26 protein-coding genes are annotated in these 24,829 nt (G+C 40.3%); 17 read left to right on the top strand and 9 right to left on the bottom strand.

Annotated elements, in window-relative coordinates:
- Positions 1–2 precede the first annotated feature (2 nt).
- The 9 genes from ACFFIP_RS06560 to atpG all read left to right on the top strand — a co-directional run bounded on the left by ACFFIP_RS06560 (position 3) and on the right by atpG (position 6,975).
- Positions 3–869 (top strand): M23 family metallopeptidase, encoded by an 867-nt coding sequence (locus tag ACFFIP_RS06560; RefSeq protein WP_382386782.1) that lies wholly within the window; start codon positions 3–5, stop codon positions 867–869.
- A 2-nt stretch (positions 870–871) separates the two neighbouring features.
- Positions 872–1,297: a bactofilin family protein gene (locus ACFFIP_RS06555; protein ID WP_382386781.1), complete on the top strand. Its 426-nt coding sequence runs from the start codon at positions 872–874 to the stop codon at positions 1,295–1,297.
- The gene (locus ACFFIP_RS06550) at positions 1,263–1,517 is read left to right on the top strand and encodes an AtpZ/AtpI family protein (RefSeq protein ID WP_382386780.1); all 255 of its coding nucleotides are present in this window, start codon (positions 1,263–1,265) and stop codon (positions 1,515–1,517) included. The genes ACFFIP_RS06555 and ACFFIP_RS06550 overlap by 35 nt, the downstream gene beginning before the upstream one ends.
- 429 nt (positions 1,518–1,946) lie before the next feature.
- Positions 1,947–2,966, top strand: coding sequence for a F0F1 ATP synthase subunit A (gene atpB, locus ACFFIP_RS06545; RefSeq protein ID WP_382386779.1), 1,020 nt, complete (start codon positions 1,947–1,949; stop codon positions 2,964–2,966).
- 40 nt (positions 2,967–3,006) lie between these two features.
- A complete protein-coding gene (gene atpE / locus ACFFIP_RS06540; protein WP_026955099.1) occupies positions 3,007–3,267 on the top strand; it encodes an ATP synthase F0 subunit C in 261 nt (86 codons plus the stop codon).
- Positions 3,268–3,348: 81 nt separating this feature from the next.
- On the top strand, positions 3,349–3,843 hold the full coding sequence (gene atpF, locus ACFFIP_RS06535) for a F0F1 ATP synthase subunit B (protein ID WP_382386778.1): 495 nt from the start codon (positions 3,349–3,351) through the stop codon (positions 3,841–3,843).
- A 2-nt stretch (positions 3,844–3,845) separates the two neighbouring features.
- A complete protein-coding gene (atpH, locus tag ACFFIP_RS06530) occupies positions 3,846–4,406 on the top strand; it encodes an ATP synthase F1 subunit delta (protein ID WP_382386777.1) in 561 nt (186 codons plus the stop codon).
- A gap of 32 nt (positions 4,407–4,438) precedes the next feature.
- On the top strand, positions 4,439–6,019 hold the full coding sequence (gene atpA / locus ACFFIP_RS06525; RefSeq protein WP_382386776.1) for a F0F1 ATP synthase subunit alpha: 1,581 nt from the start codon (positions 4,439–4,441) through the stop codon (positions 6,017–6,019).
- A gap of 80 nt (positions 6,020–6,099) precedes the next feature.
- Positions 6,100–6,975, top strand: a complete 876-nt coding sequence (gene atpG, locus ACFFIP_RS06520; RefSeq protein WP_382386775.1) for an ATP synthase F1 subunit gamma — start codon at positions 6,100–6,102, stop codon at positions 6,973–6,975.
- A 53-nt stretch (positions 6,976–7,028) separates the two neighbouring features.
- On the opposite strand, the gene ACFFIP_RS06515 is transcribed toward atpG, so the two are convergent.
- Positions 7,029–7,661, bottom strand: a complete 633-nt coding sequence (locus ACFFIP_RS06515; RefSeq protein ID WP_382386774.1) for a GDSL-type esterase/lipase family protein — start codon at positions 7,659–7,661, stop codon at positions 7,029–7,031.
- A gap of 239 nt (positions 7,662–7,900) precedes the next feature.
- Between ACFFIP_RS06515 and ACFFIP_RS06510 the strand changes: the two genes are divergently transcribed.
- Positions 7,901–8,734 (top strand): hypothetical protein, encoded by an 834-nt coding sequence (locus ACFFIP_RS06510; protein WP_382386773.1) that lies wholly within the window; start codon positions 7,901–7,903, stop codon positions 8,732–8,734.
- A gap of 51 nt (positions 8,735–8,785) precedes the next feature.
- Here ACFFIP_RS06510 and ACFFIP_RS06505 read toward each other — a convergent pair whose 3' ends face one another.
- Together ACFFIP_RS06505 and ACFFIP_RS06500 are read right to left on the bottom strand one after the other, a co-directional pair.
- On the bottom strand, positions 8,786–10,090 hold the full coding sequence (locus ACFFIP_RS06505; RefSeq protein ID WP_382386772.1) for a neutral/alkaline non-lysosomal ceramidase N-terminal domain-containing protein: 1,305 nt from the start codon (positions 10,088–10,090) through the stop codon (positions 8,786–8,788).
- Positions 10,091–10,262: 172 nt separating this feature from the next.
- A complete protein-coding gene (locus ACFFIP_RS06500) occupies positions 10,263–11,426 on the bottom strand; it encodes an AIR synthase related protein (protein ID WP_382386832.1) in 1,164 nt (387 codons plus the stop codon).
- A gap of 309 nt (positions 11,427–11,735) precedes the next feature.
- On the opposite strand from ACFFIP_RS06500, the gene metK reads away from it, so the two are divergent.
- From metK to mnmC2, 7 genes are all read left to right on the top strand, one after another.
- Complete coding sequence (metK, locus tag ACFFIP_RS06495; protein WP_382386771.1) at positions 11,736–12,989, top strand: methionine adenosyltransferase; 1,254 nt, start codon at positions 11,736–11,738, stop codon at positions 12,987–12,989.
- Positions 12,990–13,068: 79 nt separating this feature from the next.
- Positions 13,069–13,623, top strand: a complete 555-nt coding sequence (locus ACFFIP_RS06490) for a hypothetical protein (RefSeq protein ID WP_382386770.1) — start codon at positions 13,069–13,071, stop codon at positions 13,621–13,623.
- 6 nt (positions 13,624–13,629) lie between these two features.
- Positions 13,630–14,139 carry a hypothetical protein gene (locus ACFFIP_RS06485; RefSeq protein ID WP_382386769.1) on the top strand — a complete coding sequence of 170 codons (510 nt, stop codon included), beginning with the start codon at positions 13,630–13,632 and terminating at the stop codon, positions 14,137–14,139.
- Positions 14,140–14,276: 137 nt separating this feature from the next.
- Positions 14,277–14,480, top strand: a complete 204-nt coding sequence (locus ACFFIP_RS06480) for a heavy metal transport/detoxification protein (RefSeq protein ID WP_382386768.1) — start codon at positions 14,277–14,279, stop codon at positions 14,478–14,480.
- A 29-nt stretch (positions 14,481–14,509) separates the two neighbouring features.
- Complete coding sequence (locus tag ACFFIP_RS06475) at positions 14,510–15,751, top strand: M16 family metallopeptidase (RefSeq protein WP_382386767.1); 1,242 nt, start codon at positions 14,510–14,512, stop codon at positions 15,749–15,751.
- Positions 15,752–15,895: 144 nt separating this feature from the next.
- Positions 15,896–16,378 (top strand): 2-C-methyl-D-erythritol 2,4-cyclodiphosphate synthase, encoded by a 483-nt coding sequence (gene ispF / locus ACFFIP_RS06470; protein ID WP_382386766.1) that lies wholly within the window; start codon positions 15,896–15,898, stop codon positions 16,376–16,378.
- A 1-nt stretch (position 16,379) separates the two neighbouring features.
- Positions 16,380–17,066 carry a tRNA (5-methylaminomethyl-2-thiouridine)(34)-methyltransferase MnmC2 gene (gene mnmC2, locus ACFFIP_RS06465; RefSeq protein WP_382386765.1) on the top strand — a complete coding sequence of 229 codons (687 nt, stop codon included), beginning with the start codon at positions 16,380–16,382 and terminating at the stop codon, positions 17,064–17,066.
- A gap of 58 nt (positions 17,067–17,124) precedes the next feature.
- Here mnmC2 and ACFFIP_RS06460 read toward each other — a convergent pair whose 3' ends face one another.
- The 6 genes from ACFFIP_RS06460 to gltX form a co-directional block, all read right to left on the bottom strand.
- Positions 17,125–18,195: a DUF3810 domain-containing protein gene (locus ACFFIP_RS06460; protein ID WP_382386764.1), complete on the bottom strand. Its 1,071-nt coding sequence runs from the start codon at positions 18,193–18,195 to the stop codon at positions 17,125–17,127.
- Between the two features lie 86 nt (positions 18,196–18,281).
- Entirely contained in the window at positions 18,282–18,863 is a 582-nt protein-coding gene (locus tag ACFFIP_RS06455; protein WP_382386763.1) for a NifU family protein, read from the bottom strand.
- Between the two features lie 128 nt (positions 18,864–18,991).
- Complete coding sequence (locus ACFFIP_RS06450; RefSeq protein ID WP_382386762.1) at positions 18,992–19,654, bottom strand: outer membrane beta-barrel protein; 663 nt, start codon at positions 19,652–19,654, stop codon at positions 18,992–18,994.
- Positions 19,655–19,681: 27 nt separating this feature from the next.
- The gene (locus ACFFIP_RS06445; protein ID WP_382386761.1) at positions 19,682–22,450 is read right to left on the bottom strand and encodes a carboxypeptidase-like regulatory domain-containing protein; all 2,769 of its coding nucleotides are present in this window, start codon (positions 22,448–22,450) and stop codon (positions 19,682–19,684) included.
- A gap of 227 nt (positions 22,451–22,677) precedes the next feature.
- The gene (locus tag ACFFIP_RS06440; protein WP_382386760.1) at positions 22,678–22,887 is read right to left on the bottom strand and encodes a hypothetical protein; all 210 of its coding nucleotides are present in this window, start codon (positions 22,885–22,887) and stop codon (positions 22,678–22,680) included.
- A gap of 19 nt (positions 22,888–22,906) precedes the next feature.
- Positions 22,907–24,445, bottom strand: coding sequence for a glutamate--tRNA ligase (gltX, locus tag ACFFIP_RS06435; protein ID WP_382386759.1), 1,539 nt, complete (start codon positions 24,443–24,445; stop codon positions 22,907–22,909).
- Positions 24,446–24,829: the final 384 nt, after the last annotated feature.

Genomic DNA, 24,829 nt, shown 5'->3' with positions numbered 1-24,829 from the left:
ACTTGAAACTACCCCAAAATATCGGTGCCTTCATTAAATCCAAGTTTCTTTTTGTCATCAGAAAGGAGCAGGATTTTTCTGTCATCACATCATTCAACATCACTGCCATGCGGATTCTTCTGATTGGCATTTTAATTCTCATTTTGGTCTTTGGCATGTCTTTATTTTTGTCAAAAACCTTATTGAAAGCTTGGTTTGACCCTGCCTATAAGGATTCTGAAAATACAGCTATGCTACTTAAGCTTTCGGAAACTGTGGACTCCCTTACTTTGGAAGTAATGAAAAAAGATGCCTATATGCTGAATATTCAAAGGGTAATTGCCGGCGAATATGATGATTCGTCAACAGTAACTGACCTTGATTCTTCTTCGGGAAGCACTAAGCCACAGGAAAAACTTTTCGAACCCAGTGAAGCTACTATAAGTATTTTAGAGGAAATGAAGGGTGTTCCTTTGGAATTTACCCCACGACAGTCAGTTGAATCCCCAAATATGGGAGACACTTATTTTTTCTCTCCGGTGAAAGGAGTAGTAACAGCTACTTTTGACCCTTTAAAAGACCATTTTGGAACGGATATTGTGGCGAAGGAGAACGAAGCTGTGAAAACCATAGCCGATGGTACGGTAATTTTCAGTGCTTGGACTTTAAGTACCGGATATGTAATAGGAATTCAGCATTCTAATGAATTGATTTCTATTTATAAACATAATTCGGTAATATTGAAAAAAGTAGGAGATGCCGTAAGAGGAGGTGAAATAATTTCCATCATTGGAAATACTGGAGAACTTACCACTGGTCCTCACCTCCACTTCGAAATATGGTATAAAGGTTCTCCGCTTAATCCCCAAGATTTCATTTCGTTCGATTAGTTATGTTTAATAAACAAGAAGAAAAAAAATCCGCCGTGGAAATGGTCAATTCCAGTAATGTGATTTCCAAAGAGACAAAAATTAAAGGAGACATAGAAGCTCAGGGCAATATCCGTATAGAAGGTGTTGTGGAAGGCCAGGTAAAATCCAAAAGTAAAATCGTCATAGGCGATTCTGCTCTGATCAAAGGAAATCTTTCAACTGTAGAGGCTGAAATTTCAGGTAAAGTTGAAGGAGAAGTAAGCTGTTCTGAGATATTGTATTTGAAAAAAACAGCATTTATAACCGGTAATATCACGACAAAGAAGCTTGTTGTAGAAAATGGTGCGACCTTCAACGGGAAATGTCAGATGAATCACAGCGGTATGCCAACCTCTCAACAGCAATCTGAAAATGGAAAGCCCCAAAAACAGGTTGTCGCAGGATAAACCACACCTAATTTTTAAATACATAGGTTTATCCTTTCAAATGTTTGCCGTTATAGGCTTGGGGATAGCCCTAGGTTGGTATATTCAACAAAAAAGCCAAATGAAATTTCCTCTTTGGCTTTTGCTTTTTTGTTTCCTTTCTATTATTGTAGCTTTTTATCAGTTATTTATCTCACTCAAAAACGACCAAAAGGCTGAAGAAAAAGATAAAAAGCCTTAGATTTGCGGCCTAATTAAAGGCGCATGCAAAGCATCAAGATTCTCACTGTCAAACTCCTGATTTTATCTATCATTATAGGGGGTGTGATTTATGTAATTCAAAATTTCATAATGCCAACCTGGATTCATGAGCATGTGTGGAAGATCCTTTCTTTTTTTATTATACTAACCTGGGTGACCAGTGCATTTAGCCATTATTTGGTGAATTTGAATAAAGAAAATTCTGTAAATATCATATTAGGAGCAGTTGGTGTGAGGTTTTTGGCTAGCTTAGGATTTATAGCCATTTTTCTCTTTTTGGGGGTTGAAAATATAATTTTGTTTGTAGTTAATTTCTTTATCATTTATTTGTTTTACTTATTATTTGATATGTACGGGTTAATAACTAATTTGCGCCCGATTTCAAAATAGGACCTAAAAATTTGATTTGATGTTCCGTAAGTTTCTTTACTTAAGTGTTTTATTTTCAGCGTTTTTTCTAACGCTGTCAACTCCTGTGTTTGCAGCTGGGGATGATGAAGACAAAACTGGCTTCATTATGCATCACATAAAGGATTCCCATGAGTGGCATTTTGCAACTTTCGGAGATACCCATTTGACTCTTCCGCTGCCGGTGATCATTTATTCAGGGGACAGAGGCTTGGAGTTCTACATGTCTTCTGATTTCCAAAATCACGAAACACATAAGTTTGGGGAAGCTTATGCGCACAATGGTTATTACATTGATGAGCATGAGCACTTGCAAAGCGTTGATGGAAGAAGCTTCACGGATCTTTCCATTACCAAAAACGTAGCCATGATGTTTTTGGTAATCATCGTGATGGGCTGGTTTGTACTTTCTGCAGCCAAACACTATAAAAAGAATGGCGTAAAAGCACCAAAAGGAGCAGCCGCTATACTTGAGCCAATTGTGGTTTTTGTACGAGACGAAATCGCTCACAAAGCCATTGGTCCTAAATACATGAAATTTGTACCATATCTTTTGACGCTGTTTTTCTTTATTTGGTTCGGTAACTTGTTGGGCTTGATGCCAGGTGCGGCCAACCTTACCGGAAATATTGCAGTAACGATGACATTGGCGGTATTGACATTCATAGTAGTCAATGTAAACGGGAATAAGGAGTACTGGAAACACGTATTTGCGACGCCGGGTGTTCCATTGCCATTGTTGATTGTCATTGTTCCTGTTGAGATTATTGGTTTGTTTACCAAGCCTTTTGCCTTGATGGTCCGTCTCTTTGTGGCGATTACAGCTGGCCACATTGTAATCTTGGCATTCATTGCGCTGGTATTCATTTTTGAATCTTATGCCATTGGAGTGGTGAGTACCTTGATGGTTACTTTCCTTAACGTGATCGAATTGTTGGTAGCGACAATTCAGGCATATGTCTTCACCTTATTTTCAGCAATGTATATAGGTGCGGCAGTTGCAGAACACGATCATCATTAATTAGAAATTTCTTTGTTCAATTTATAAATAATAAACACGTATGTTAACTTCAATCTTGTTGTCTGCTGGACTAGCACTTATGGGTGCAGGTATCGGTGCTGGTATTGTTGCGATTGGCGCAGGCCTTGGTATCGGTAGAATTGGTGGTCAAGCTATGGAATCTATTGCCCGTCAGCCTGAGGCTGCTGGTAAAGTTCAGACTGCCATGTTGATCATTGCAGCTCTTATTGAGGTGGTATCCCTGTTCGCAGTAGTAGTTTGTCTACTTATTGCTTTGAACGCAGGTGGTCTAACCTTCTAAGAACAAAAGAAAAGGGGATCAGCGCTTGGCTGATCCCTTCACTTAATTTGAACAAAACCGAAATTATAAATCTAACGATACATGGATCTTATATTACCTAGCTCCGGGCTGATTATCTGGCAACTTATTGGTTTCCTTGCCCTGTTGTTTTTATTGATGAAGTTTGCTTGGAAGCCTATTCTTGCTGCTTTGGATGAGCGTGAAAAAAGCATCGAAGACGCCCTAAAGTCTGCTGAAATTGCCAGAAATGAAATGGCAAATCTGAAGGCTGAAAATGAAAAAATTCTTCATGAAGCTAAAATTGAAAGAGATGCAATGCTCTTGAAAGCCAGTGATACTGCCAAACAGTTGATTGAGGAAGCCAGAGAAAAAGCAGTGGAAGAAGGTGCCAAAATGATTGAAAATGCAAAGGCTGCGATTGAGACGGAGAAAAAAGCTGCTTTGGAAGAAGTAAAGGTGCAGGTGAGTGTTCTTTCATTGGAAATCGCTGAAAAGCTATTGAAGAAGAATTTCTCTGAAGACGCTGCTCAAAAAGCTTTGGTAGAAGAATTGGTCAAAGAACTTAAGCTGAACTAATTATGTCAGATATTAAAGTTGCATCCCGTTACGCGAAAGCCCTGATTGAACTGGCGGTTGAAAAAAATCAGCTTGAGGAGGTTTCCAGGGATGTCAATCAATTGTTGGAAATAGCTGCAGAAAACAGAGACCTTGTGCTGTTACTCAACAGTCCTATCATCAATACCGATAAAAAACATAATGTGCTCAAGGCGCTTTTTGAAAAAACAGGTAATGCCATCACGTTAAGTTTTTTTGATATAGTGACCAGAAAAAACAGGTCCAATGTATTGATGTCCACGGCAAAGGAATTTAAGAGGCAGTATAATCAGCACATGGGCATCCAATCTGCTGAAGTGACTACTACTTTTCCTTTGACAGATGACCTGAAGAAGAAATTTGTTGAGATCGTAAAGGAAATCTCTGGTCTGGATAAAGTAGAGCTGACTGAAAAAATCAATAAAGATCTTATTGGTGGATTTGTTTTGAAGGTAAATGACAAGCTTTGGGATGATTCTATCAGTGGAAAATTAAGACAAATGAAGTTGCATTTTGCGCAACGATATTTTGTCAAAATGTATTAAAAATAAACGCATAACATTTAATTGAAAATATAATGGCACAAGTTAGACCTGATGAAGTTTCAGCGATTTTGAGAGAACAACTCTCAAATGTCAAAACTGAAGCTCAACTTGAAGAAGTGGGAACCGTCCTCCAGGTAGGTGACGGTGTAGCCCGTATATATGGACTTACCAGAGCTCAGGCAGGTGAATTGCTTGAATTTGACAATGGACTTAGAGCAATGGTACTTAACCTTGAAGAGGACAACGTTGGTGCTGTTCTTTTTGGTGATTCCAAATTGGTGAAAGAAGGAGATAATGTTCGCAGAACTAAGAAAATTGCTTCTATCAAGGTTGGTGAAGGTATGTTGGGTAGGGTAGTGGATACCTTAGGTAATCCAATTGACGGCAAAGGTCCTCTTGAAGGAGAACTTTACGAAATGCCATTGGAGCGTAAAGCTCCAGGTGTAATCTATCGTCAGCCAGTTACTGAACCTCTTCAGACAGGTATTAAAGCGATCGATTCCATGATTCCAGTAGGTAGAGGTCAGCGTGAATTGATCATCGGTGACCGTCAGACTGGTAAAACAGCTGTGGCTATCGATACTATCTTGAACCAAAAAGAATTCTACGAAAAAGGAGAGCCTGTTTTCTGTATTTATGTTGCTGTAGGTCAGAAAGCTTCTACTGTTGCGGGTATCGTTGCTGCATTAGAAAAAGGCGGAGCTTTGCCATACTCAGTTGTAGTATCTGCAGCAGCTGCTGATCCTGCTCCTATGCAATTCTTTGCACCTTTTACAGGAGCTTGTATCGGTGAATTTTTCCGTGATACAGGACGTCCTGCTTTGGTAATCTATGACGATTTGTCCAAACAAGCGGTAGCTTATAGAGAAGTTTCCCTATTGTTGAGAAGACCTCCAGGACGTGAAGCCTATCCAGGTGACGTGTTCTATCTTCACTCCAGATTGTTGGAAAGAGCTGCTAAAATCAACGGTTCTGATGAAATCGCTAAGCAAATGAACGATCTTCCTGAGTCTATCAGACACATGGTAAAAGGTGGTGGTTCTTTGACAGCTCTTCCTATCATCGAAACCCAGGCAGGTGACGTTTCTGCATATATCCCAACTAACGTGATCTCCATTACTGATGGTCAGATCTTCTTGGAAACTAACTTGTTCAACTCAGGTATCAGACCAGCTATCAACGTAGGTATCTCTGTGTCTAGGGTAGGTGGTAACGCTCAGATCAAATCTATGAAGAAAGTAGCCGGTACCTTGAAATTGGATCAGGCTCAGTTCCGTGAATTGGAAGCTTTCGCAAAATTTGGTTCAGATCTAGATGCTTCTACAAAGAGAACCATTGAAAGAGGTAGAAGAAACCAAGAGATATTGAAACAACCTCAATATTCTCCGGTGGCAGTGGAATTGCAAGTAGCGATTATCTATGTTTCTACTAGAGGTTTCATGGATAATGTTCCTGTTGAAAAAGCCAGACAGTTTGAGGCGGAATTCTACAACTTGTTGAAGAGTAACCACCCAGAGGCGTTGGAGATGATTTTGAAAAACAACATCGACGGCGCTGGTAAAATTCTTGAGCAAGCAGCTAAAGATTTGTCTGCTAAGTACGCAAAACAATAATATTAATTTACTATCGGGAAGGAGGTTCAGCCTGTTTCCCGATTCAACAGACTATATTTCTTTTCTTATAAAAGAATCTTATGGCAAACCTTAAGGAAGTAAAGCAAAGGATCACTTCGGTCACCTCTACCCAGCAGATTACCAAAGCCATGAAAATGGTGGCAGCTGCTAAATTGAGAAAAGCACAGGATAAGATCCTTAAAATGCGTCCATACTCTCAAAAGCTCACTTCAATCCTGAATGATGTGGTGGCAGCAATGGGGGGAGAGCTGCAAATTGCTTATGCAGAGCAAAGACCTGTGGAAAATGTCCTGATCGTTCCGATGACTTCTGATAAGGGACTTTGCGGCGCTTTCAATTCAAATACCATGAAAGCCACGAATCAACTCTTGGATAATGAGTTCAAAGGTAAGAATGTAACCATTCTTCCATTGGGTAAGAAATCTTATGAATTTTATACCAAAAGAGGTTCCCAAGTTGTTGCTGATTATTACGAAGTTTTCAATGATGTAAATTTTGATAGCGTAAGAAACATTGCGCTTTTTGCCATGGATGGTTTTACATCAAAGAAGTTTGATAAAGTAGTGTTGGTATATAACCATTTCAAAAATGTGGCCACTCAGGAAATTACTGTAGAGCAGTTCCTACCTATGGGAGCTCCTACTGGTTCACAAAATGATGATTTCACTACTTTGGATTATCTATTAGAACCTTCTAAAGAATATATCATTGAAGAGTTGGTGCCTAGCGCATTGAAGACTCAATTCTATAAAGCTGTATTGGAAAGTAACGCTTCTGAACATGGTGCAAGGATGACTTCCATGGACAAAGCTACTGAAAATGCCAATGAGCTATTGAAAGACCTAAAATTGTTGTATAACAGATCCCGTCAAGCGGCTATCACCAACGAAATCCTTGAAATCGTTGCCGGTGCAAATGCTTTGGAAGGAACCTAATTAAAAAATACTGACAATAGAACCCAAAAAAAACCGCCAATTGGCGGTTTTTTTTATTTGATTGCTTTGGCTACTTCCGAGGCCATGATGCCGAGCCCTTCTTTGTTGGGGTGAACCCCATCAGGGAGCAATGCTCTTTTTTCAGCAAGCGGAGAGTAGAGGTCAATGATTTTGGAACCAGTCTCCTTTGCGACTTCCAAAAGTATAGGTCGCATTTCTTCTACCGCAATTTTTTCCCTTATTCCAAAATTATTCTCTGCAATTGGAGCAGGGAGACAGATATACACTTGTCCGTTTTCTGGCATATCAGAGCGAAATGTTTTAATCATGTCAATGAAATCCTGCCTGAATTCTGCATGATATTGCCAGTTTTGTGGTTTGGTATCATTTGTACCTAATTTGATAACAAGTATGTCTGGGGAAAATTTTTTTACCTCTTCGAATTGTGGTTCATTCCAATAGGGGAAATCACCTTTCTTGAGCAAAGTCCTACCACTGACCCCAAAATTCTTAACGAGGTATTGATCACCCAGTAAGACCTGCATCTGTAAAGGGAAGCTATCTGGATGCTCTCTTCCAGGACCTTGGGTGATACTGTTGCCTACACAGGCCACTTTGATCGTAGATTGTGCAAAAGAGGTCAACACTCCAAATAGAAATAGGAGGATAAAGGGGAGTTTCTTCATAGGTTATGAGTATTAATGGTTTCAATTTAAGTAATTAACTGCTATTATGAGCAAGGCTCTCTTGATTAATGAGTGGCTTAATGAAAAGAATAATAATTTGAGTTATGCTTAGCATTAAAGGAGTCATTCCTATGAATATTCAGTATCTCTATATCGATTGAACATGAAATTTAATATCAATTGCATATTAGACCTCTGTATGTGAAGGAATTCTTAAAATCCCCATATATTTATTCCATATGAATTTCTTACTGTCGGCTTGGAGAATTTTGAATCTTTTGTCCATTGATGTGGTCATGGGTGCTATGGCAGGTACGCTCTTTTTTGCAGATATGTTGGATGTGTCTCTGCCAATGGGTCTTTATATGGTACTAGGAATGGCCGTTTGGTCTGTTTATACCTTAGATCATCTATTAGATGCCAGAAAGACAGGACATCCTGCAAGTTCGGATAGGCATCGCTTTCATCAAGAAAACTTCAAAACTCTAAGTATTGTGTTGTTGCTGATGATAAGTTTAGGGTTGTTTTGTTTGCTCAATTTCCAGAGTCTTAAGTTTATTTTAATTCCAGGTCTCATTTTAGGAATTGTCATGGGGATTTGGATGGGACTTTTACATTTGTTTGGTAAAAAAGCATCTTGGTTGAAAGAGTTTTCCACTGCGGTTTTTTATGTTTCAGGAATAGCTTTAGGACCTTTCATTTTTGTTTATCCAAATGAAATTCCTACTCCTTTTTATTACTTTTTGCTGGGATACTTGGTGTTGGCTTCCCTTAACCTATTTATGCTCTCTTATTTGGATGAACAAATAGACAGGTTGGATGGATTCGGTTCAATTTTACAGGTTTTGAACAGGCCAGGATTGAAAAATCTGATTTGGGTATTGGCTTTAACTGGTGTGATGGGGATGCTAACAGCATTGCTAATTTTGCCGTCCTATTATAGTATTCATGCAAGTATTTTAATGTTGCTATTCTTGTTTCACATCAAGGAGTTTTATGCTGCTGACAGAGATAGGATAAGAGAAAAATTAGAAGCTTCATTTTTGCTACCTTTCATCCTGCTGTTGTTTTAAAGGGCTCTTTCTTCAGCTTTTTGAACAAGGTTATAGTGTAATAGGCTAGGGTCAAATGGCTTTTTGGATGATTTTTCTGATGATTTCATCAAAATAGGCACCATTATATGGGCCGAACCAGTTCATTTCCCGGACTTCATAAAGCTTTTCATCATAGTATTGGTCAGGGGTGATATAACCGATGTATCCTCCATTGAAACAGGTAATGATGAGGTGTAACCCTTGCTCTTCTGCATACTTTTCCCATGCTTCCATAAATACCCCTGAAATCTCCCCGCTGGAACTGACCATTAGGGTGTTTCCGAGTCGGACAATATCAAAATGGGCATTGGTTTCTCCAAACAAGGAATTGAATACCCAGGGACGTAAACGCACGTTTTTGCCAATTTTATAATGGGCTTTTCTAAGCGCTAAAGGTAAATCAGCATTTCGGACTATGGGGGTTATTATGGTGTCGCTTTGTATCAGATTTTCATGTAATTGATTGGAAAGATTAAGTCCATAATCTTTTACATCCTGAGGTGAATTACCGTTTGCTATAGCCCTGTGACTTCCTACAGTTCCAGCGGCAAAAAGCACTACTTCAAATTCTTCCTCCAGTTTTTCACTGAAATAGTGGGGGTAATCTCCTGATAGCCCCATGAATTTTGAGCCCATGATAGTAGGATGAGCAGAAAACGTGGTAAAAGAAGCTTTTGATCCATTATTTTTCTGAAATACCAATTGCCTGATGTAAGGCTCAACGGGATCATTTTTGATCAGTCTATTCATAACCATGGAGTCCGTGAAGGATTTTTGAAAAATCAGGCTAACTGTGTCTTGACTTGCCAAAGCACCTTGTAAGGCAAGAATGCTTTTTTCTGCCATCATGGTCATGATGTTTTGATCATAGCCTCCAAAAGCTATTTTGCCCATCAGGCCAGGCATATAGCCCCCAATGCCTGAATGGGTATGAGTGGCGGTAAAATATATATGGTCTAGGGATATTCCGGCCTGTTGAACTGCTTCTTCGATTTTGAGTTGAAGCCGGGGATGAACAATCATCAGTTCATAATTCAAAAAAGCAATTTGAGATTGGCCATTGCTGACTACAATGCTGCGGATAAAGCTGCTGTCCTGCACAAATTCATATTTGCCTCTGGGTTTATAACCCACTAAGCTGGCAGGCGTATCCGGCGTGGCATTTACCTTGCTCCATCCTGATTTCCAGATAGATCCACTACTTTCCATTAGAGAAAGAGTATCAAGATGGCTCATGGTTTTTTTGTAGTAATCCATTTCCTGATAAGGTTTTCGATCTACCTTGGTGATCAAAAACATACCTAAGAAAAAGAGAATTCCCAGGATCCATGCCATGATTCTGAAAATGCGTTGAAGATAGGTTTTTGACATGTGTGGTGATAGGATTCAGATAGTAATATAGGGAAATATATTTTTCCCTATATTATTTTACCTGCGCAATCTGATGAATTAAAATCGTATTGAAAAAAATAAAAGGATGATTGAAGAACTACATTCTAAGATTAAATCAATACTCAAAAGTGCCATGGGCACCCTGTACGGTTACTTTTTTTCCTTCATGTGGCAATACTCTTCCGATGATTTTGGCTTCAACACCAAGCGTTTCAGCAATGTCGATCACTTCTTCTGCATACCTTTCTTCCAGATAAATTTCCATACGGTGACCCATATTAAAGACCTTGTACATTTCTTTCCAATCTGTGCCGCTTTCTTCTTGGATGATTTTGAACAAGGGAGGAGTATCAAAAAGGTTGTCTTTTACCACATGGACATTGTCTACAAAATGAAGCACTTTTGTCTGGGCACCACCGCTGCAATGTACGATACCATGAATCTGAGGACGTAAATATTTCAATACATCCACCATGATAGGAGCGTAGGTACGGGTAGGAGAAAGTACCAGTTTTCCCATATCTACAGGTAATCCCGGCGCTGGGTCAGTCAGGTTATATTTTCCGGTATAGACCAGATCTGTTGGAACCGCAGGGTCAAAGCTTTCAGGGTAGGTAGATTTCAATACCTTATTGAAAACATCATGCCTAGCAGAAGTCAGACCATTAGAACCCATACCGCCATTATAAAAATCTTCATAGGTAGCTTGACCGTAGGAGGCCAATCCTACTACTACATCTCCGGGTCTGATCTTATCATTGGAAATAACCTCCTCCCTTCTCATGCGACAGGTCACTGTACTGTCCACAATGACTGTCCTGACCAAATCACCCACATCTGCTGTTTCACCACCTGTCAAAACTACATTGACACCATGGTCCCTTAGCATCTGCAAGACTTCCTCTGTACCATTGATGATGGCAGAAATGACTTCTCCTGGAATGAGATTTTTATTTCGTCCAATCGTGGAAGAAACCAGAATGTTATTGATAGCTCCCACACATAGGAGGTCATCGATATTCATGATGATGGCATCCTGGGCAATTCCTTTCCACACACTAAGGTCTCCTGTTTCTTTCCAGTACATGTAAGCCAATGAGGACTTGGTTCCTGCACCATCCGCATGCATGATATTACAGTAATCAGGGTCATTCCCAAGAGTATCTTCTACAATTTTGCAGAATGCTTTAGGGAAAAGGCCCTTGTCAAGTTTGGAAATAGCTTGGTGAACATCTTCTTTAGAGGCGGAAACACCTCTTTGCATATACCTTTCGTTCATGGAGGGATTGGACTTGCTCATATTAGGCACAAAGTTAAGGATTTAATGGGGGAATGGAAGGTTTGAAAATGAAAGATTAAAATTTTAAAATGGATTTGTCTATAGAGGTTCTGAATGTTTGGTGATCAAATTTTCTCCCCAAATGGTGATGTCAGGAGCTGACTCCTGCTTGTTAAAGAACATGCCTTAAAATAGTTGTAATTATCAAACCTTGTAGGGTGTTAGTGTTCTTCTATTTAAGTTTTTTATTTCCCCCTTAAACTGTATTTTTACGGGCTAATTGAAAACTTGCTAACTACAATATAAACTATGCCTTATTTATTTACTTCAGAATCGGTATCTGAGGGGCATCCGGACAAAATAGCGGATCAGATCTCAGATGCATTGATCGATAATTTTTTGGCTTTTGATCCGCGTTCCAAGGTGGCCTGTGAAACATTGGTGACCACAGGACAGGTTATCCTTGCAGGCGAGGTGAAATCAGAAACATACCTGGATGTTCAGCAAATTGCCCGTCAAGTGATCAACCGTATCGGTTATACTAAGGGGGAATATATGTTTGATGGGAATTCCTGCGGTGTATTGTCTGCGATTCATGAACAGTCTCCGGATATCAACCAAGGTGTAGATAGAGATCACCCTGAAGAACAGGGAGCAGGAGATCAGGGGATGATGTTTGGTTATGCGACAAAGGAAACCGATAACTATATGCCTTTGGCTTTGGACCTTTCCCATAGGATTTTGAAGGAATTGGCAGCCTTGAGGAGAGAAAATAAGGACATTACTTATTTGAGGCCTGATTCCAAATCTCAAGTAACGATTGAATATTCTGATGATAATCAGCCTCAAAGGATTGATGCTATCGTGATCTCCACGCAGCATGATGAATTTGCCGACGAACCAACCATGTTGGCCAAGATCAAAGAGGATATGATCAATATCCTTATCCCAAGGGTTAAAGCTCAGCTGAAACCTGAAAATCAGGCATTGTTTACAGATAAAATCACTTATCATATCAACCCTACCGGGAAATTTGTGATCGGTGGTCCACATGGTGATACTGGTCTGACAGGAAGAAAAATCATTGTAGATACTTATGGAGGTAAAGGAGCACATGGAGGAGGAGCCTTCTCAGGTAAAGATCCTTCCAAAGTTGACCGCTCAGCAGCCTATGCTACCCGACATATTGCCAAGAACATGGTGGCGGCAGGTGTAGCTGATGAAATGTTGGTTCAGGTATCTTATGCTATCGGTGTAGCCAAACCTATGGGAATCTATGTCAATACCTATGGAACTTCCAATGTGGGCATGACTGATGGTGAAATTGCCAAGAAAGTTGAGGAAATATTTGATATGAGACCTTATGCCATCGAACAGCGATTGAAGCTTAGGAATCCTATTTATGAGGAAACAGCCGCTTATGGTCATATGGGTAGAGAAAATGAAGTGGTTACCAAAACTTTTAGAACTCCTTATGGCAAATCCATTACTTTTGATGTAGAATTGTTTACCTGGGAAAAACTGGACTACGTCGATACGGTTAAGAAAGTCTTTGGCTTATAAAATTAAAAAAAGCGGTTGAGAAGCCGCTTTTTTTAGTTTTAACTGGAAACCAAGTCTTGAGAATATCGTTTTAATGGTAATGAAAAGATTTTTAGTATTGTTTTTATTCTTTTTGACGGCAACAGTTCATGGAGCTTTTGCGCAAAGCCATCCGAGATATCAGCCTGATGGTGTACCTTTTACAAATGAGGCAGATACTTACCCGATCATTACCTACAAGGAGAATTTCTTCAATGGTCACACCTATTTTGCGGAGGGCAAAAAGATCAAGGCGAGTGAGGTCAAAAAAATACTACAAATTTCCCCTGAAGATGCCAAAGAGTTTTCAATAGCTAATCAAAAATTAGCGACAGGAGCGACATTGAGATGGGGAGCATTGGCACTTGGCGCTGCGGCAAATGTGTATCTATTAACCACTGAAATCAGTCAAAGCGACTTGGTCCCTTTATTGGGCATGTTGACAGGTGCGATTGTGTTGGACATCGTGGGCATACCTATGCGAAGAGAAGGAAAAAGAAGGTCTTCCAATGCCCTGGAGAATTATAATTACAAAGTTTCCAGGAACCTGGTTTACCAGCCAACTTGGGAGTTGAAGTTGAGTCCTCTTAAAACCGGTATTGCTTTAAATTTCTAAAGTTCTATGAGAAAATTAATTTTTATAGTGTTTTTGCTCTTTTTTGCCCATCACAGTTTTGGACAGTATGAACCCTATCTCACTGTTGATTACAGGAATAATATTATAGGGCAGGTTATTGACATCTATGATGGTCCTCAAAAACTTAATAAAGCCCAGATTTTAGACCTGATGTCTTCAGATACGGAAGTATTTGAAGTGTATCAAAGCGCCTTGAGAAAGCAAAGGATCAATTTGGGATTGGATATTGCAAGAACGGCTGTTTTTTTAGGAAGCACTTACTATTTGATAGTACCCCAACCCCAGTCATCTCAGCCTAGCAATCTCTATTTGCCTTTGGTAGTTTCAGCTTTGGGTATTGATATTGTGGCCGGGTTTTTCAGAAGATCCGCCAGAAATCTGACCCGTCAAGCAGTGGATTTGTATAATTTTGGGACTCCTAAAAACCAAGCTTCGCCGTATTTTGACGGCAAAATCCCCCAAACCAAAATTTTTGCCTATACTTTTTATTTTTGATAAACTCATGACTTGTAATAGGAGTTAGGTAAATTGCGGCTTACTGATAGAAGGAATCAAATTTTCCTTTTTTAGGTTTTACTGTCAGTCGGACTTATTCCGATGCAGTAGAAATTTATTACAAACAAGCAGATCATATGAAGAAGATACAGTTAAAAACAAACGTTAAATGTGGTGCATGTGTGGCAGCGATTACACCTGAAATGGATAAAGTTGCAGCGGGTTCCTGGCAAGTTGACCTGACCCATCCTGACCGCATATTGACTGTTGAGGGAGAAATAAGTGAAGATGTCATTGTGAAGGCTTTGGAAACTTCCGGCTATAAGGGAGAAAGTATTTAATATTTTCCCCAGTCGACATTTAGCATCCCATGATCAATTACCAACAGTTTACATTGGACAATGGCCTAAAAGTGCTGGTTCATGAAGACCACAGCAGTAAAATGGCTGTGCTCAATATTTTGTATAAGGTAGGTTCCCGTAATGAAATACCAGGTAAAACAGGATTGGCGCATTATTTTGAACACCTCATGTTTGGGAGTTCTAAGAATGTTCCTGTCTTTGATACCGCCCTGGAGAGGGTAGGAGGTTCTTGTAATGCATTTACCAATACAGATATCACCAACTATTACATCACACTTCCAGCAGTCAACATAGAAACGGCATTTTGGTTGGAATCGGATAGGATGCTACAGCTCAATCTCAGTGAAAAGACGATAGAAACCCAAAGGAAGGTGGTGATAGAGGAATATAAACAACGCTATCTCAATCAGCCTTATGGTGATGTTTTTCATCATATCCGCAAATTGGCCTATGATACACATCCTTATCAATGGCCTACGATTGGCAAGGAGATAGAAGATATTGTCAATTATCAGAGAGAGGATGTTGAGGAGTTTTATTATACCCATTACCGTCCTGACAATGCAGTGATGGTGGTGGCGGGTGATGTTACTTTGGGTCAAGTTAAAGGTTTGGCAGAAAAGTGGTTTGGTGATATTCCTTCCGGGAAAATTCCCAAGAGAACTATTCCTCAGGAGATGCCTCAAGCTGCTAAGAAGACGCTTACTGTGGAAGCTGACGTGCCCACAGATGCGCTGTACAAAGTGTATCATATGCCGGGAAAACTTCAAGAGGGGTATTTGCAGGCAGATTTGATTACGGATATTTTGGGTTTTGGACGTTCTTCCATATTGGAGCAGCAGTTGGTTAAAAACGGGAATATATTTGCTTCTATTGGAGCTTATATCTTAGGTACTGTTGATCCTGGATTACTGATCTTTTCGGGTAAGATGGAAAAAGGACAAAGTGCAGAATTAGCGGAAAAAGCGCTAGATGAAGTGGTCAGCGCTTTTCTCCAATCTACAATTGCCGAAAATACCCTCACCAAAGTCAAAAATCAGGCGGAAGCGATGAAAACATACGAGTCTGTACAGTTATTGAATAGGGCTATGAGCCTGGCTTATTACGCTCATTTAGGAAATCCCGATCTTTATCAGACCGAGTATGAGAAGAAAACCCAAATCCCGGCAGACAGCATTATGGACTGGGCGAATGGGATATTGAAAGAGGATAATGCCTCAGTGGTTTACTATAAATCTGCTTCGAAATAATTTGAAATAGGTAGAAATAAGTTAGAAATAAGGTTGAAATAGGTTAGAATTAGACATTTGTGGATCTAGAGAAATCAAGTCTTATGTCTTGCATCTTGTGTCTTGCGTCTACTATCAAAAAGTAAAGAACATTATAAAAGAGATATGAATAACTTCAGAATTGGTTTTGGCTATGATGTGCATCAGTTGCATGAAGGATTGGATTTTTGGTTGGGAGGAATCAAGCTGGAACACGAAAAAGGGGCCTTGGGCCATTCCGATGCCGATGTATTGATCCATGTGATCTGTGACGCACTCTTAGGAGCAGCCAACATGAGGGATATCGGCTACCATTTTTCTGATAAAGACCCCAAGTATAAAGGAATTGACAGCAAGATTTTGTTGCGTGAGGTGATGGTATTGATCAGGGACGCAGGCTATGAAGTGGGCAATATCGATACAACTGTCTGTCTTCAGCTTCCCAAACTCAATCCACACATTCCTGCTATAAAAGCATGTCTTTCAGAAGTGATGGGTGTTGAGGAAGGCGCTATTTCTGTTAAAGCGACTACAACTGAGAAATTGGGTTTTGTAGGAAGGGAAGAAGGAGTGTCGGCATATTGTGTGGCATTGATTTACAAAAAGTAAGATGGCAAGAGAAGTAAAAATCATTACTACGGAAGATGGTTCTCATTCCCTGTTCGTACCTGAACTAAATGAGACTTATCATTCTTTTCATGGCGCTTATAGAGAATCTGTGCATGTGTTTATGCTTTATGGTTTGGAAGCTTGGTATATGCGCAACCCGGACAGGTTTCCGATCCGTATTTTTGAGGTGGGATTTGGAACAGGATTGAATGCCTGGCTAACCTTGGTCTGGGCAGAGCAATACAAAGTGCCTGTGCTTTACCATAGTATTGAGCCCTTTCCTTTGGAAAAGGAGGTTTATTCACAGTTGAATTATACCGAAGTGGATACCTCCATTTATCATTATGCCCCATATTTCAATATGTTGCATGAGGCTCCTTGGAACGAAGGAGTGATCATGTCCGAGTATTTCAATATGAAAAAGGATGTGGCCACATTGGAAGATGCTGTGCTGTACCACTCCGATGTGGTGTTTTTTGATGCTTTTGCGCCAAGTAAACAGCCTGAGTTATGGACCAAGGAAATGTTGGCCAAAGTGGTGGATACCATGAATCCCGGAGCGGTTTTTGTGACCTATTGTGCCCAAGGGCAATTAAAGAGGAACCTTAAGGAATTGGGATTAGAAGTAGAAACCTTGCCTGGCCCTCCAGGAAAAAAGGAAATGACAAGGGCCTGGAGAGTGGAATAATTTACTTTGACTCGAAGCGTTTGATCTCCCTTTTGTTCATTTCTTTGGTAATCAGGTTTTACTCATTCAAACTATTCCTCCAGGCATAGGCCAGCATAGGCAGCTGTTGATAGCTGTTAATGCCTGCTTTTACCCCTTGCGTACGCAGGAAGAGGTCATTGGATTTACGGCTGATTTCCAGATTGATGGGCTTGATCTGCTCGTTGATTTTTTGGATGGAGATGAGGTCATTTCGAATGCCCTTAGGGATGGTTTTGTAAAATTCACCATAAAGTTCCTTGGACATCCGGTAGAGGTCATTGAGCTGATAGCGCAACAAGCGTAACTGGCCCGAATACTGTAAAAGCGGATCATCAGAATTGGAACAGATCACCCAGGCAATGAAATTGGCCTCTCCCTCATCGGTTACCCCATAACTATGGGCCATTTCATGGGCGATGGTAAAGGGCTTTTCCAATGGGTGCAACGTGGGATCAATATAACTTTCCCCGGTAAATGGAAAATAAATACCCAAAATCCCCATCCTCCTCATAAATCCGGCCGGATAAAACTGTTTGGTTCTCGGTTCTCCGGTAAAATTCAGCCCCAACAAATACAGGTTTTCACGCATATTTGCCCTGACCAGCTTTTCCAATTCAGGATAGGGGATAATCTTCTCTATGGCGAAAGTATCCTCTTCAATATTATACCTCAGCTGATTGACAATATTTCGGGTCAGTTCAATTTCCCCTAAAAGCTTTTCTTGGTTAAGTGGAACAGGTTTCATTCCAATCTGCTGGAAGATAGGTACTCTCTGGTAATTGTAGCCCCAAAGAAATAGGAAGAAAAAAACCAAAACTCCCGCACCATTGAAAATGGACCGGATGGTGTAACCTGTTTTTTGTTTCCAGCCTTCTTTTTGCAGAAATTGATAAATAAAGAAAATGCCAACCACTATCACCGTTCCAACAAAAATATAGACCGTGGCAAAAGGCAGTTGGGAAACAGTTTTGTCGATCAGGTTCCTGATACCGGGGAAAAAGCTTCTGGAGTAAATTTCTTCAGTTTTTTCAGGATATTGGACAGCAAAGTATCGGATGACCAAACTGATCAAACCTAGTATTGCCCATGTCCAATTCCCTCTAAGCACTGCTTATGATGATAAGATGATACAAAAAGGAAAGTGTCCATTAAGACACTTTCCTTGGTAATAATATACGTAAAATGAGGGAAAGGTTATACGCCTTCTGCCTGCACTTCTTTTACTTCCGGAAGCATTCTCGTCAAGAGGTTTTGAATGCCGGCTTTCAGGGTGATGGTGCTGGAAGGACAACCTGAACAACTGCCCTGAAGCAATACTTTCACAATGCCATCCTGGAAGCTGTGGAAGACGATAGCGCCACCATCCTGCTCTACAGCCGGACGGATGTATTCATCCAAAATACCTTTGATCTTCTTTACAGTTTCGGAGTCGTTTTCATCAAAAAGAGGGTCTTTGTCAAATACCGCCTGTACCGCAGGTTTGCCTGCTTCCAGGTATTTTTTGATATGATCTCTGATAAAATCCTGGATTTCCGGCCACTCAACGTCTTCTTTTTTAGTCACGGTGACAAAATTGGAAGCGATGAAAACTCGGTCCACTGCAGCAAAGTTGAACAGTTCTTTTGCCAAAGGTGAATTTTCTGTGCTGCCTGCATCAGGATAATCGAATGATACGCCTTCATCTGCCAACATAAAGTTAACCACAAACTTCAATGAATTTGGGTTGGGATTGGCTTCCATGTAAATATGAACAGGTCTCTTCTGTGCTTGTAACATAATAGGATTGGGTTTTTCAAATCTATCTTTTATAACCTCAATTCAATGGAATAGTTCCATTTATGCGAAAGATAAGCCAGAAAATCGGGTTGAACTGAAGGTTGGAAAATCTTTTTACAGTGGATGGCCTATTTTTGCCATTTACCTTTCTTTATCTGGAACAAATAGGTCAAAGAAAATTCCAAAGTTGTAGAATTGATGTCAAAAATCCTGTTCTGAGATTCCGGGTTGCCAAACTCATAAGCCAGTCTGACATCACCCGCCAGTGTACTTTTTCCAAATAATTTGGATAAGCCAGCGCCTACGTTTAATCCATACATAAATCTCCTGGGATCATCTCCAGCCTGTCCATAGGTAGGGAGGAAAGTTTCATCTCCTTCAAATTCCCTTCTAAGGTCTCTTGCCTGTAACAAATACCCGAAATGAGGACCCAATTTAATATGGAACCTTCCTTTATTGCCAAAATAGAAATTGGAGAGTACAGGCATTTTGAAGTATTGCCATTCTGTCTGATTGACAGCAAGTGCATCATTTTCTTGGGTATAGCCCAAAGTGAGGTGTTGGAATTCGAGTTGAAGACCGGCATTTTTCTGTCCAAAGTATTCCACTACAAAAGCATAAGTAGTGCCACTGATGCCGCCTGCATTGACAACAGGCCTGCCCAATTGATAACGGTAAGAAACATTTGAACTACTTATTCCACCTCTAAATCCCACACTTAATTGTGCGTTTGCTTGTAATTGAATAGCTGCAAAGGTTAAGACGAATAAGAGAAAGGCTTTGATCTGCATGCTTCAAAATTACAGATTGTTTGGGAATCAATTGTCAATCGATATCGAATATGTCGCTTTAATTGGTTTGCCGTCAATACTCAGCCCTTCAACGCCGATGATTTTCTTTCCTTTACTGTCATTGGTGAAAAACTCAAATGAGAATTTACCGGACTCGTTGTCAGTGACGACATAAGGGTTCCAGTATAAAGTTACCCTTTGGTCTATTTCAGGATTTTCCTCTTCTTTGTCATAATCGAAGGGGATAAAATTTCCTGGCAAACCAAATCCTTCAATCACCATACTTTGAAGGCCTGGTGTAGTAGAGCTCATCAAAGGACTTTGAGACACGCCCCTTTTGAGGTAGACTGCAATGACCCCGTTTCTGCCCAAATCCCCCATCATAGAACTCATTCTGCTTACCACTTCAATTCTGTCAATATCATTGGGGTTTAAGGTGCTCAGGTTATCTGCTGCCCTAAATCCTGGACCGGAAGGCATTACAGCCCCATCTATCATGACCATGGGTTCCATAGAAAGGTTGGAAGAAGTGGCCCCTCCTCGGATCCGTATTTCCAAGGTAGTGGTTACTGTCATTCCCGGAACCTGGGATTTTAAACTTTGCAAGAGGTCATTGATGTTACCGTTTCTATTGAGATTTTCTCCCTGTACGACATAATCGGCAGTTCCATAGATAGCCTTTGAGCCTTCTGGCTTTTTGCCGGCAGCAACAGTCACTTGTTGTAACGGGATGACATCTTCCTCCTCTACTATTTTTGAAAATAAGGGTTCATTGTTTTGACTTATTTTTGGGAATTTCAGGTCTGCTGGTACAAAAAATGGGGGGTTCAATTTAGGTGTCAACTCAAAAGAACCGTATGACTTGCCTTTTTTATCCAAAGCCAGAAAGGCAAAGTCCAAAGGGCCATAGAAATCCAAATCCTCTAAAGTGAAATTCCCTTCTTTGTCAGACTCCAACTCCAAGATGCCTTCAAAATTATTCAGGTACACCGTAAAAGGAACTGCTTCACCTTTTCCTTTTTCATTCAAAAATTTTCCATTTACTTTCCATTCCCTTTCAATAGGATAGGTGAATTTTTCTGTGGTAATGTTTGCGGGAACATCTTTGAGTGTTAGGCTCTGTAGGATATCAGGTCTGTCCAAAACATCCGGTGAATAATAGGCGTCTCTCACTGAAATGGAAAGAGTAGCCGCAGTTGGCCTATCGTTTTGATCTGTTAGGGATATTGTAACTTTAACTTTTTCCCGTTTTCCATAAGTTTCTTTGTCAGTGGAAAAGCCAGTTTTAATTACACTTGTGGTTACATTCCTTTTTTCAGTATCTACAATCCTATCACGATCAGACAGGACGGGCAATGCCTGGATAAAATAGGTGTCGGGGCCATAGTTTCTGTTCCAGGAAGTATATGCCCGAAGATAATATTCCTTCTGTTGTAAAGTGTCCGGCAGGAAAATATCACCTGTTGCCAGGCCATTTTCGATTTTGAACTTTTTCTGAATGATGAAATCCCTTTCGCCTGAAATCAATTCCAAGTATAGAATTTTGCTCAATTCCCTTTTTAAGTCAGGATTGGCATAACTCAAATAGGCTTTGAACAAGAGCTGATCACCTTTATAGTAAAAGGGTCTATCGGTGTGAAGGTGGACTTTTTCCTGCATACCTCCTGCATCTTTTGCCATGTAGGTTTCGGTTCTGTCCTGTAATTGTGGTTCGTAGTCAAAAGGAAGAAGAGCAGAAATTTTCCTTTTATCCATATCCCCTGAGAAGGTGACATCTTTTTGGTTGATCACCATACCATTGGAATTGACGGTGACGTAGTTATTGTTCACCTCAAGCCATGAAATAGGGTAGGGAGCATCTTTATAGGTATTGACGGTGCTATAACCTTTCTCGTAATGGATTTCAATTCTGCCTTTCATGAAAATACGGTATTCTCCAGGTTTTCGGCTCGGTTGAACCAATTGTTCCGGCTTATATGGAACAATGGACTTTCCTAGTTCATTGGCGAAAATGTCTGAGCGTAAATTTCTGCTTTCAGATCCCCCAACCTTGTCCCCATAGAGGTAAAAGCCCTCTTGATTATGTGTGCCCAAAATGATGGACCGGAACATATTTGCCGGTGACTTGAGGTAGGTTTCCAGTCTTTTTCTTTCCCATTCAGCTTTGGTTTTTGGATCGGGAGATTCCAAATCGGAAAACCTGGTGGCTCCGGAAATGATATAGTATTGGGGAGTAAATTGAAATTGTTTGAGGTCAAAGGTGAGGCTGTATCCCAAAGCCCGGTTTTCAATTTCAATGGGTTGTAAAGCTTCCGCACGGAAATTATTATTCGTGTTGTCAGCTGGGAAATCGATGACCCATGGATTTAATATCTCACATTGAGCGGCCATATCATCATTTCCCAGGAAGTAATTTTTGAATTTTCGCAACTCTCTTTCCCATGCCCTGTCCCTTGAGGCCTTGATTTCTACATCTGACAATTCCTGTTCTAGAGAGACAAGGCTGACATTGAAGGTCAATTTACTTCCTGGTTTAATGGAAGCGGGTTTTTGTTGGGCTTGATAACCGATAAATGAGAAACCAATTTCAAAATCACCCTCCGGAATGTTTTCCAGGACAAAATTACCATCTAGATCTGTAGTGGTGGCTATGGTGGAATTATTGATGAAAACATTGCAGAAAGGGAGTGCTTCACCGGTTTGGCTATCGGTTACTTTACCACTGATAGTTCCTGTCTGAGCGAAACCGGAAAAAGACCAAAAAAGAAAAATAAATAAACAGTGCTGAATTTTCATATCTAGCTCTACTAATAATTAAGTAGAAATATAATACATAAAAATTACTTTCACATAATCAGACCCTTGACTTAATCGGATAAAGGTCAAAAATTTTGAATTCATTATTTCTGATTCCCTTCCACCTATGAGTTGGACACTTTCATCTTTTGCTAAAAATTACTTTTCAAGATATTGAATGAGAAAAATAGTGGTACAAAAAAACCGGCCATTGACCGGTTTTAAATTTATTTTTTCTTCTTTTTCCCCTCTTTGATTTCGTCCAGATCTTCTCTGTCCTTCAGCTTTTTGTCTTCCACATTTTTATTGAGGAATTCATTGAGTTTATCGATGGAAAAAGAACTGGAGATTTCCCCAAAAGAGTTGATGTTCATCTTGAATCCTTCCAAGTCCTTATGGACTTTAGGGGTTTCTTCTTTTTTTGGTTTTTTTGCCATCTTAGAGGAATTTAATGTCTTATCCTTGTACAGGTAGGGTTTTGATTGCAAAATTCAATCTATTGATCAGCTCTTCTTTCCCAATGATACTGAACACAGCCATCAAATCTGGACCTGCGCCCACACCTGTAGCAGCCAAACGTACTGCCTGCATTACCTTACCCAATTTGATGCCATTTGCTTCAGCAGCTTCTTCCAGTAGGGATTTGGCTGCTTCTGGGCTGAAATCACCTGAGAATATTGCCAATTTGTCCTTGTAGCTTGTCAATACAGTGACGGCTTCCTGATTCCATTTTTTAGAAGCTACCGACTCATCAAATGAAGATGGTGCCACTAACATAAACTTGCCCTCTTTCCAAAGATCTGCAGGGAAAGTTGCTCTTTCTTTCATGATATGGGCAATCTGGGATGCCTTTTCAATAGAAATATGAATATTTTCTTTTTCAAGGTCTGCAATAAGGTATGCTCCGAGCTCTTCATCAGATTTTGCTCTTAGGTACTGTTCGTTGTACCATTTTGCCTTATTGATATCAAACTTGGTTCCTGATTTGCCTATTCTTTCAATCGAAAATGCTTCTACCAGTTCGGCGACACTGAAAATCTCTCTATGATCTCCAGGATTCCAACCTAAGAAAGCCAGGAAGTTCAGGAAAGCATCGGGTAAATAGCCTGCTTCTCGGAAACCAATAGCTTTGTCTCCAGTATTTGGATCTGTCCAGTCCATAGGGAATACCGGAAAACCATGTTTGTCGGCATCTCTCTTGGATAGTTTACCGTTGCCGTCAGGCTTGAGAAGGAGCGGTAAGTGGGCAAATTGAGGCATGGTATCTTCCCAGCCCAAGTATCTGTAAAGCAATACGTGCAATGGAGCGGAAGGCAACCACTCTTCTCCACGGATGACATGGGTAATGCCCATCAAATGGTCATCTACGATGTTAGCCAAGTGGTAAGTAGGCATACCGTCAGACTTCATAAGTACTTTATCATCCAAAGTGGAGGAATGTACCATGACCCAACCACGGATGAGGTCGTTTAACCTCACTTCTTCCTTTCTTGGGATTTTGATGCGGATCACGTAAGGTTCACCGGAAGCCAATCTTGCTTTCACCTCATCTTCAGGAAGGGTGAGTGAGTTTTTCATCTGGGTTCTGGTGATGGAATTGTACTGAGGGGAAACCACTCTGGCGGCAGTTAATCTTTCCCTCATGGCTTCCAATTCTTCTGCCGTGTCAAATGCATAGTAAGCATGACCTTTTTCAATCAGGTCAAGCGCATACTGCATATACATGGGTTTTCTTTCGGATTGTCTGTAAGGGCCACAGTCTCCGGGATTCCATGGGCTCTCATCAGGGGAAATTCCCAACCAATCCAAGGCTTCTTTGATATATTCCTCAGCGCCGGGTACAAACCTGGTCTGATCGGTATCTTCTATTCTTAAGAGGAATTTACCCCCTGTTTTTCTTGCGTATAGGTAGTTGTAAAGGGCTGTTCTTACCCCTCCAATATGTAGCGCTCCTGTTGGTGACGGCGCAAAACGTACACGTACTTCTCTGTTCATGTTGGTTTTTTCTTCTGTAATCCAACCGTTTCAGGTATGAAATGGTTGGTTTGGTTTCTGAAAATCAGGCTGCAAAGATAATAAATTTTAACCTTGATTCTAAGATATTCGAAAAGTAACGTAGGTAAGTTGACTTGAATTTAAGAGCCAAGGCAAAAAGTGAAAGTTAAAAGGATTGATTCACGTAAAGATTCGAATTTCAATAACTTGTCTTTAGTGATGGAGATCTTGAGCATTTGTACTTTTTACAATTAATCCAAAACTAAAAAAGGGGGTGTCCGAAAAGTCGAGACACCCTTTTTTTATTGTTGATCTTCTCTAAAATTATTATTTTAGAGTTGAACAAAATACAACAATGTCTAAGGTAGTTTTTAAAAATCAGAC

The sequence above is a fragment of the Fontibacter flavus genome (assembly GCF_042432905.1).
In the GTDB taxonomy this organism is placed as follows: Bacteria; Bacteroidota; Bacteroidia; order Cytophagales; family Cyclobacteriaceae; genus Fontibacter; species Fontibacter flavus.
The sequence above is the reverse complement of the archived record's forward strand: the minus strand, read 5'-3'. Positions and strand labels throughout refer to the sequence as shown.

What these genes read in the sequence shown, in the direction of transcription:
- ACFFIP_RS06555 (WP_382386781.1), top strand. Translation starts at nt 872, where the DNA reads ATGTTTAATAAACAAGAAGAAAAAAAATCCGCCGTGGAAATGGTCAAT.
- ACFFIP_RS06550 (WP_382386780.1), top strand. Translation starts at nt 1,263, where the DNA reads ATGGAAAGCCCCAAAAACAGGTTGTCGCAGGATAAACCACACCTAATT.
- atpB (WP_382386779.1), top strand. Translation starts at nt 1,947, where the DNA reads ATGTTCCGTAAGTTTCTTTACTTAAGTGTTTTATTTTCAGCGTTTTTT.
- atpE (WP_026955099.1), top strand. Translation starts at nt 3,007, where the DNA reads ATGTTAACTTCAATCTTGTTGTCTGCTGGACTAGCACTTATGGGTGCA.
- atpF (WP_382386778.1), top strand. Translation starts at nt 3,349, where the DNA reads ATGGATCTTATATTACCTAGCTCCGGGCTGATTATCTGGCAACTTATT.
- atpH (WP_382386777.1), top strand. Translation starts at nt 3,846, where the DNA reads ATGTCAGATATTAAAGTTGCATCCCGTTACGCGAAAGCCCTGATTGAA.
- atpA (WP_382386776.1), top strand. Translation starts at nt 4,439, where the DNA reads ATGGCACAAGTTAGACCTGATGAAGTTTCAGCGATTTTGAGAGAACAA.
- atpG (WP_382386775.1), top strand. Translation starts at nt 6,100, where the DNA reads ATGGCAAACCTTAAGGAAGTAAAGCAAAGGATCACTTCGGTCACCTCT.
- ACFFIP_RS06515 (WP_382386774.1), bottom strand. Translation starts at nt 7,661, where the DNA reads ATGAAGAAACTCCCCTTTATCCTCCTATTTCTATTTGGAGTGTTGACC.
- ACFFIP_RS06510 (WP_382386773.1), top strand. Translation starts at nt 7,901, where the DNA reads ATGAATTTCTTACTGTCGGCTTGGAGAATTTTGAATCTTTTGTCCATT.
- ACFFIP_RS06505 (WP_382386772.1), bottom strand. Translation starts at nt 10,090, where the DNA reads ATGGCATGGATCCTGGGAATTCTCTTTTTCTTAGGTATGTTTTTGATC.
- ACFFIP_RS06500 (WP_382386832.1), bottom strand. Translation starts at nt 11,426, where the DNA reads ATGAACGAAAGGTATATGCAAAGAGGTGTTTCCGCCTCTAAAGAAGAT.
- metK (WP_382386771.1), top strand. Translation starts at nt 11,736, where the DNA reads ATGCCTTATTTATTTACTTCAGAATCGGTATCTGAGGGGCATCCGGAC.
- ACFFIP_RS06490 (WP_382386770.1), top strand. Translation starts at nt 13,069, where the DNA reads ATGAAAAGATTTTTAGTATTGTTTTTATTCTTTTTGACGGCAACAGTT.
- ACFFIP_RS06485 (WP_382386769.1), top strand. Translation starts at nt 13,630, where the DNA reads ATGAGAAAATTAATTTTTATAGTGTTTTTGCTCTTTTTTGCCCATCAC.
- ACFFIP_RS06480 (WP_382386768.1), top strand. Translation starts at nt 14,277, where the DNA reads ATGAAGAAGATACAGTTAAAAACAAACGTTAAATGTGGTGCATGTGTG.
- ACFFIP_RS06475 (WP_382386767.1), top strand. Translation starts at nt 14,510, where the DNA reads ATGATCAATTACCAACAGTTTACATTGGACAATGGCCTAAAAGTGCTG.
- ispF (WP_382386766.1), top strand. Translation starts at nt 15,896, where the DNA reads ATGAATAACTTCAGAATTGGTTTTGGCTATGATGTGCATCAGTTGCAT.
- mnmC2 (WP_382386765.1), top strand. Translation starts at nt 16,380, where the DNA reads ATGGCAAGAGAAGTAAAAATCATTACTACGGAAGATGGTTCTCATTCC.
- ACFFIP_RS06455 (WP_382386763.1), bottom strand. Translation starts at nt 18,863, where the DNA reads ATGTTACAAGCACAGAAGAGACCTGTTCATATTTACATGGAAGCCAAT.
- ACFFIP_RS06450 (WP_382386762.1), bottom strand. Translation starts at nt 19,654, where the DNA reads ATGCAGATCAAAGCCTTTCTCTTATTCGTCTTAACCTTTGCAGCTATT.
- ACFFIP_RS06445 (WP_382386761.1), bottom strand. Translation starts at nt 22,450, where the DNA reads ATGAAAATTCAGCACTGTTTATTTATTTTTCTTTTTTGGTCTTTTTCC.
- ACFFIP_RS06440 (WP_382386760.1), bottom strand. Translation starts at nt 22,887, where the DNA reads ATGGCAAAAAAACCAAAAAAAGAAGAAACCCCTAAAGTCCATAAGGAC.
- gltX (WP_382386759.1), bottom strand. Translation starts at nt 24,445, where the DNA reads ATGAACAGAGAAGTACGTGTACGTTTTGCGCCGTCACCAACAGGAGCG.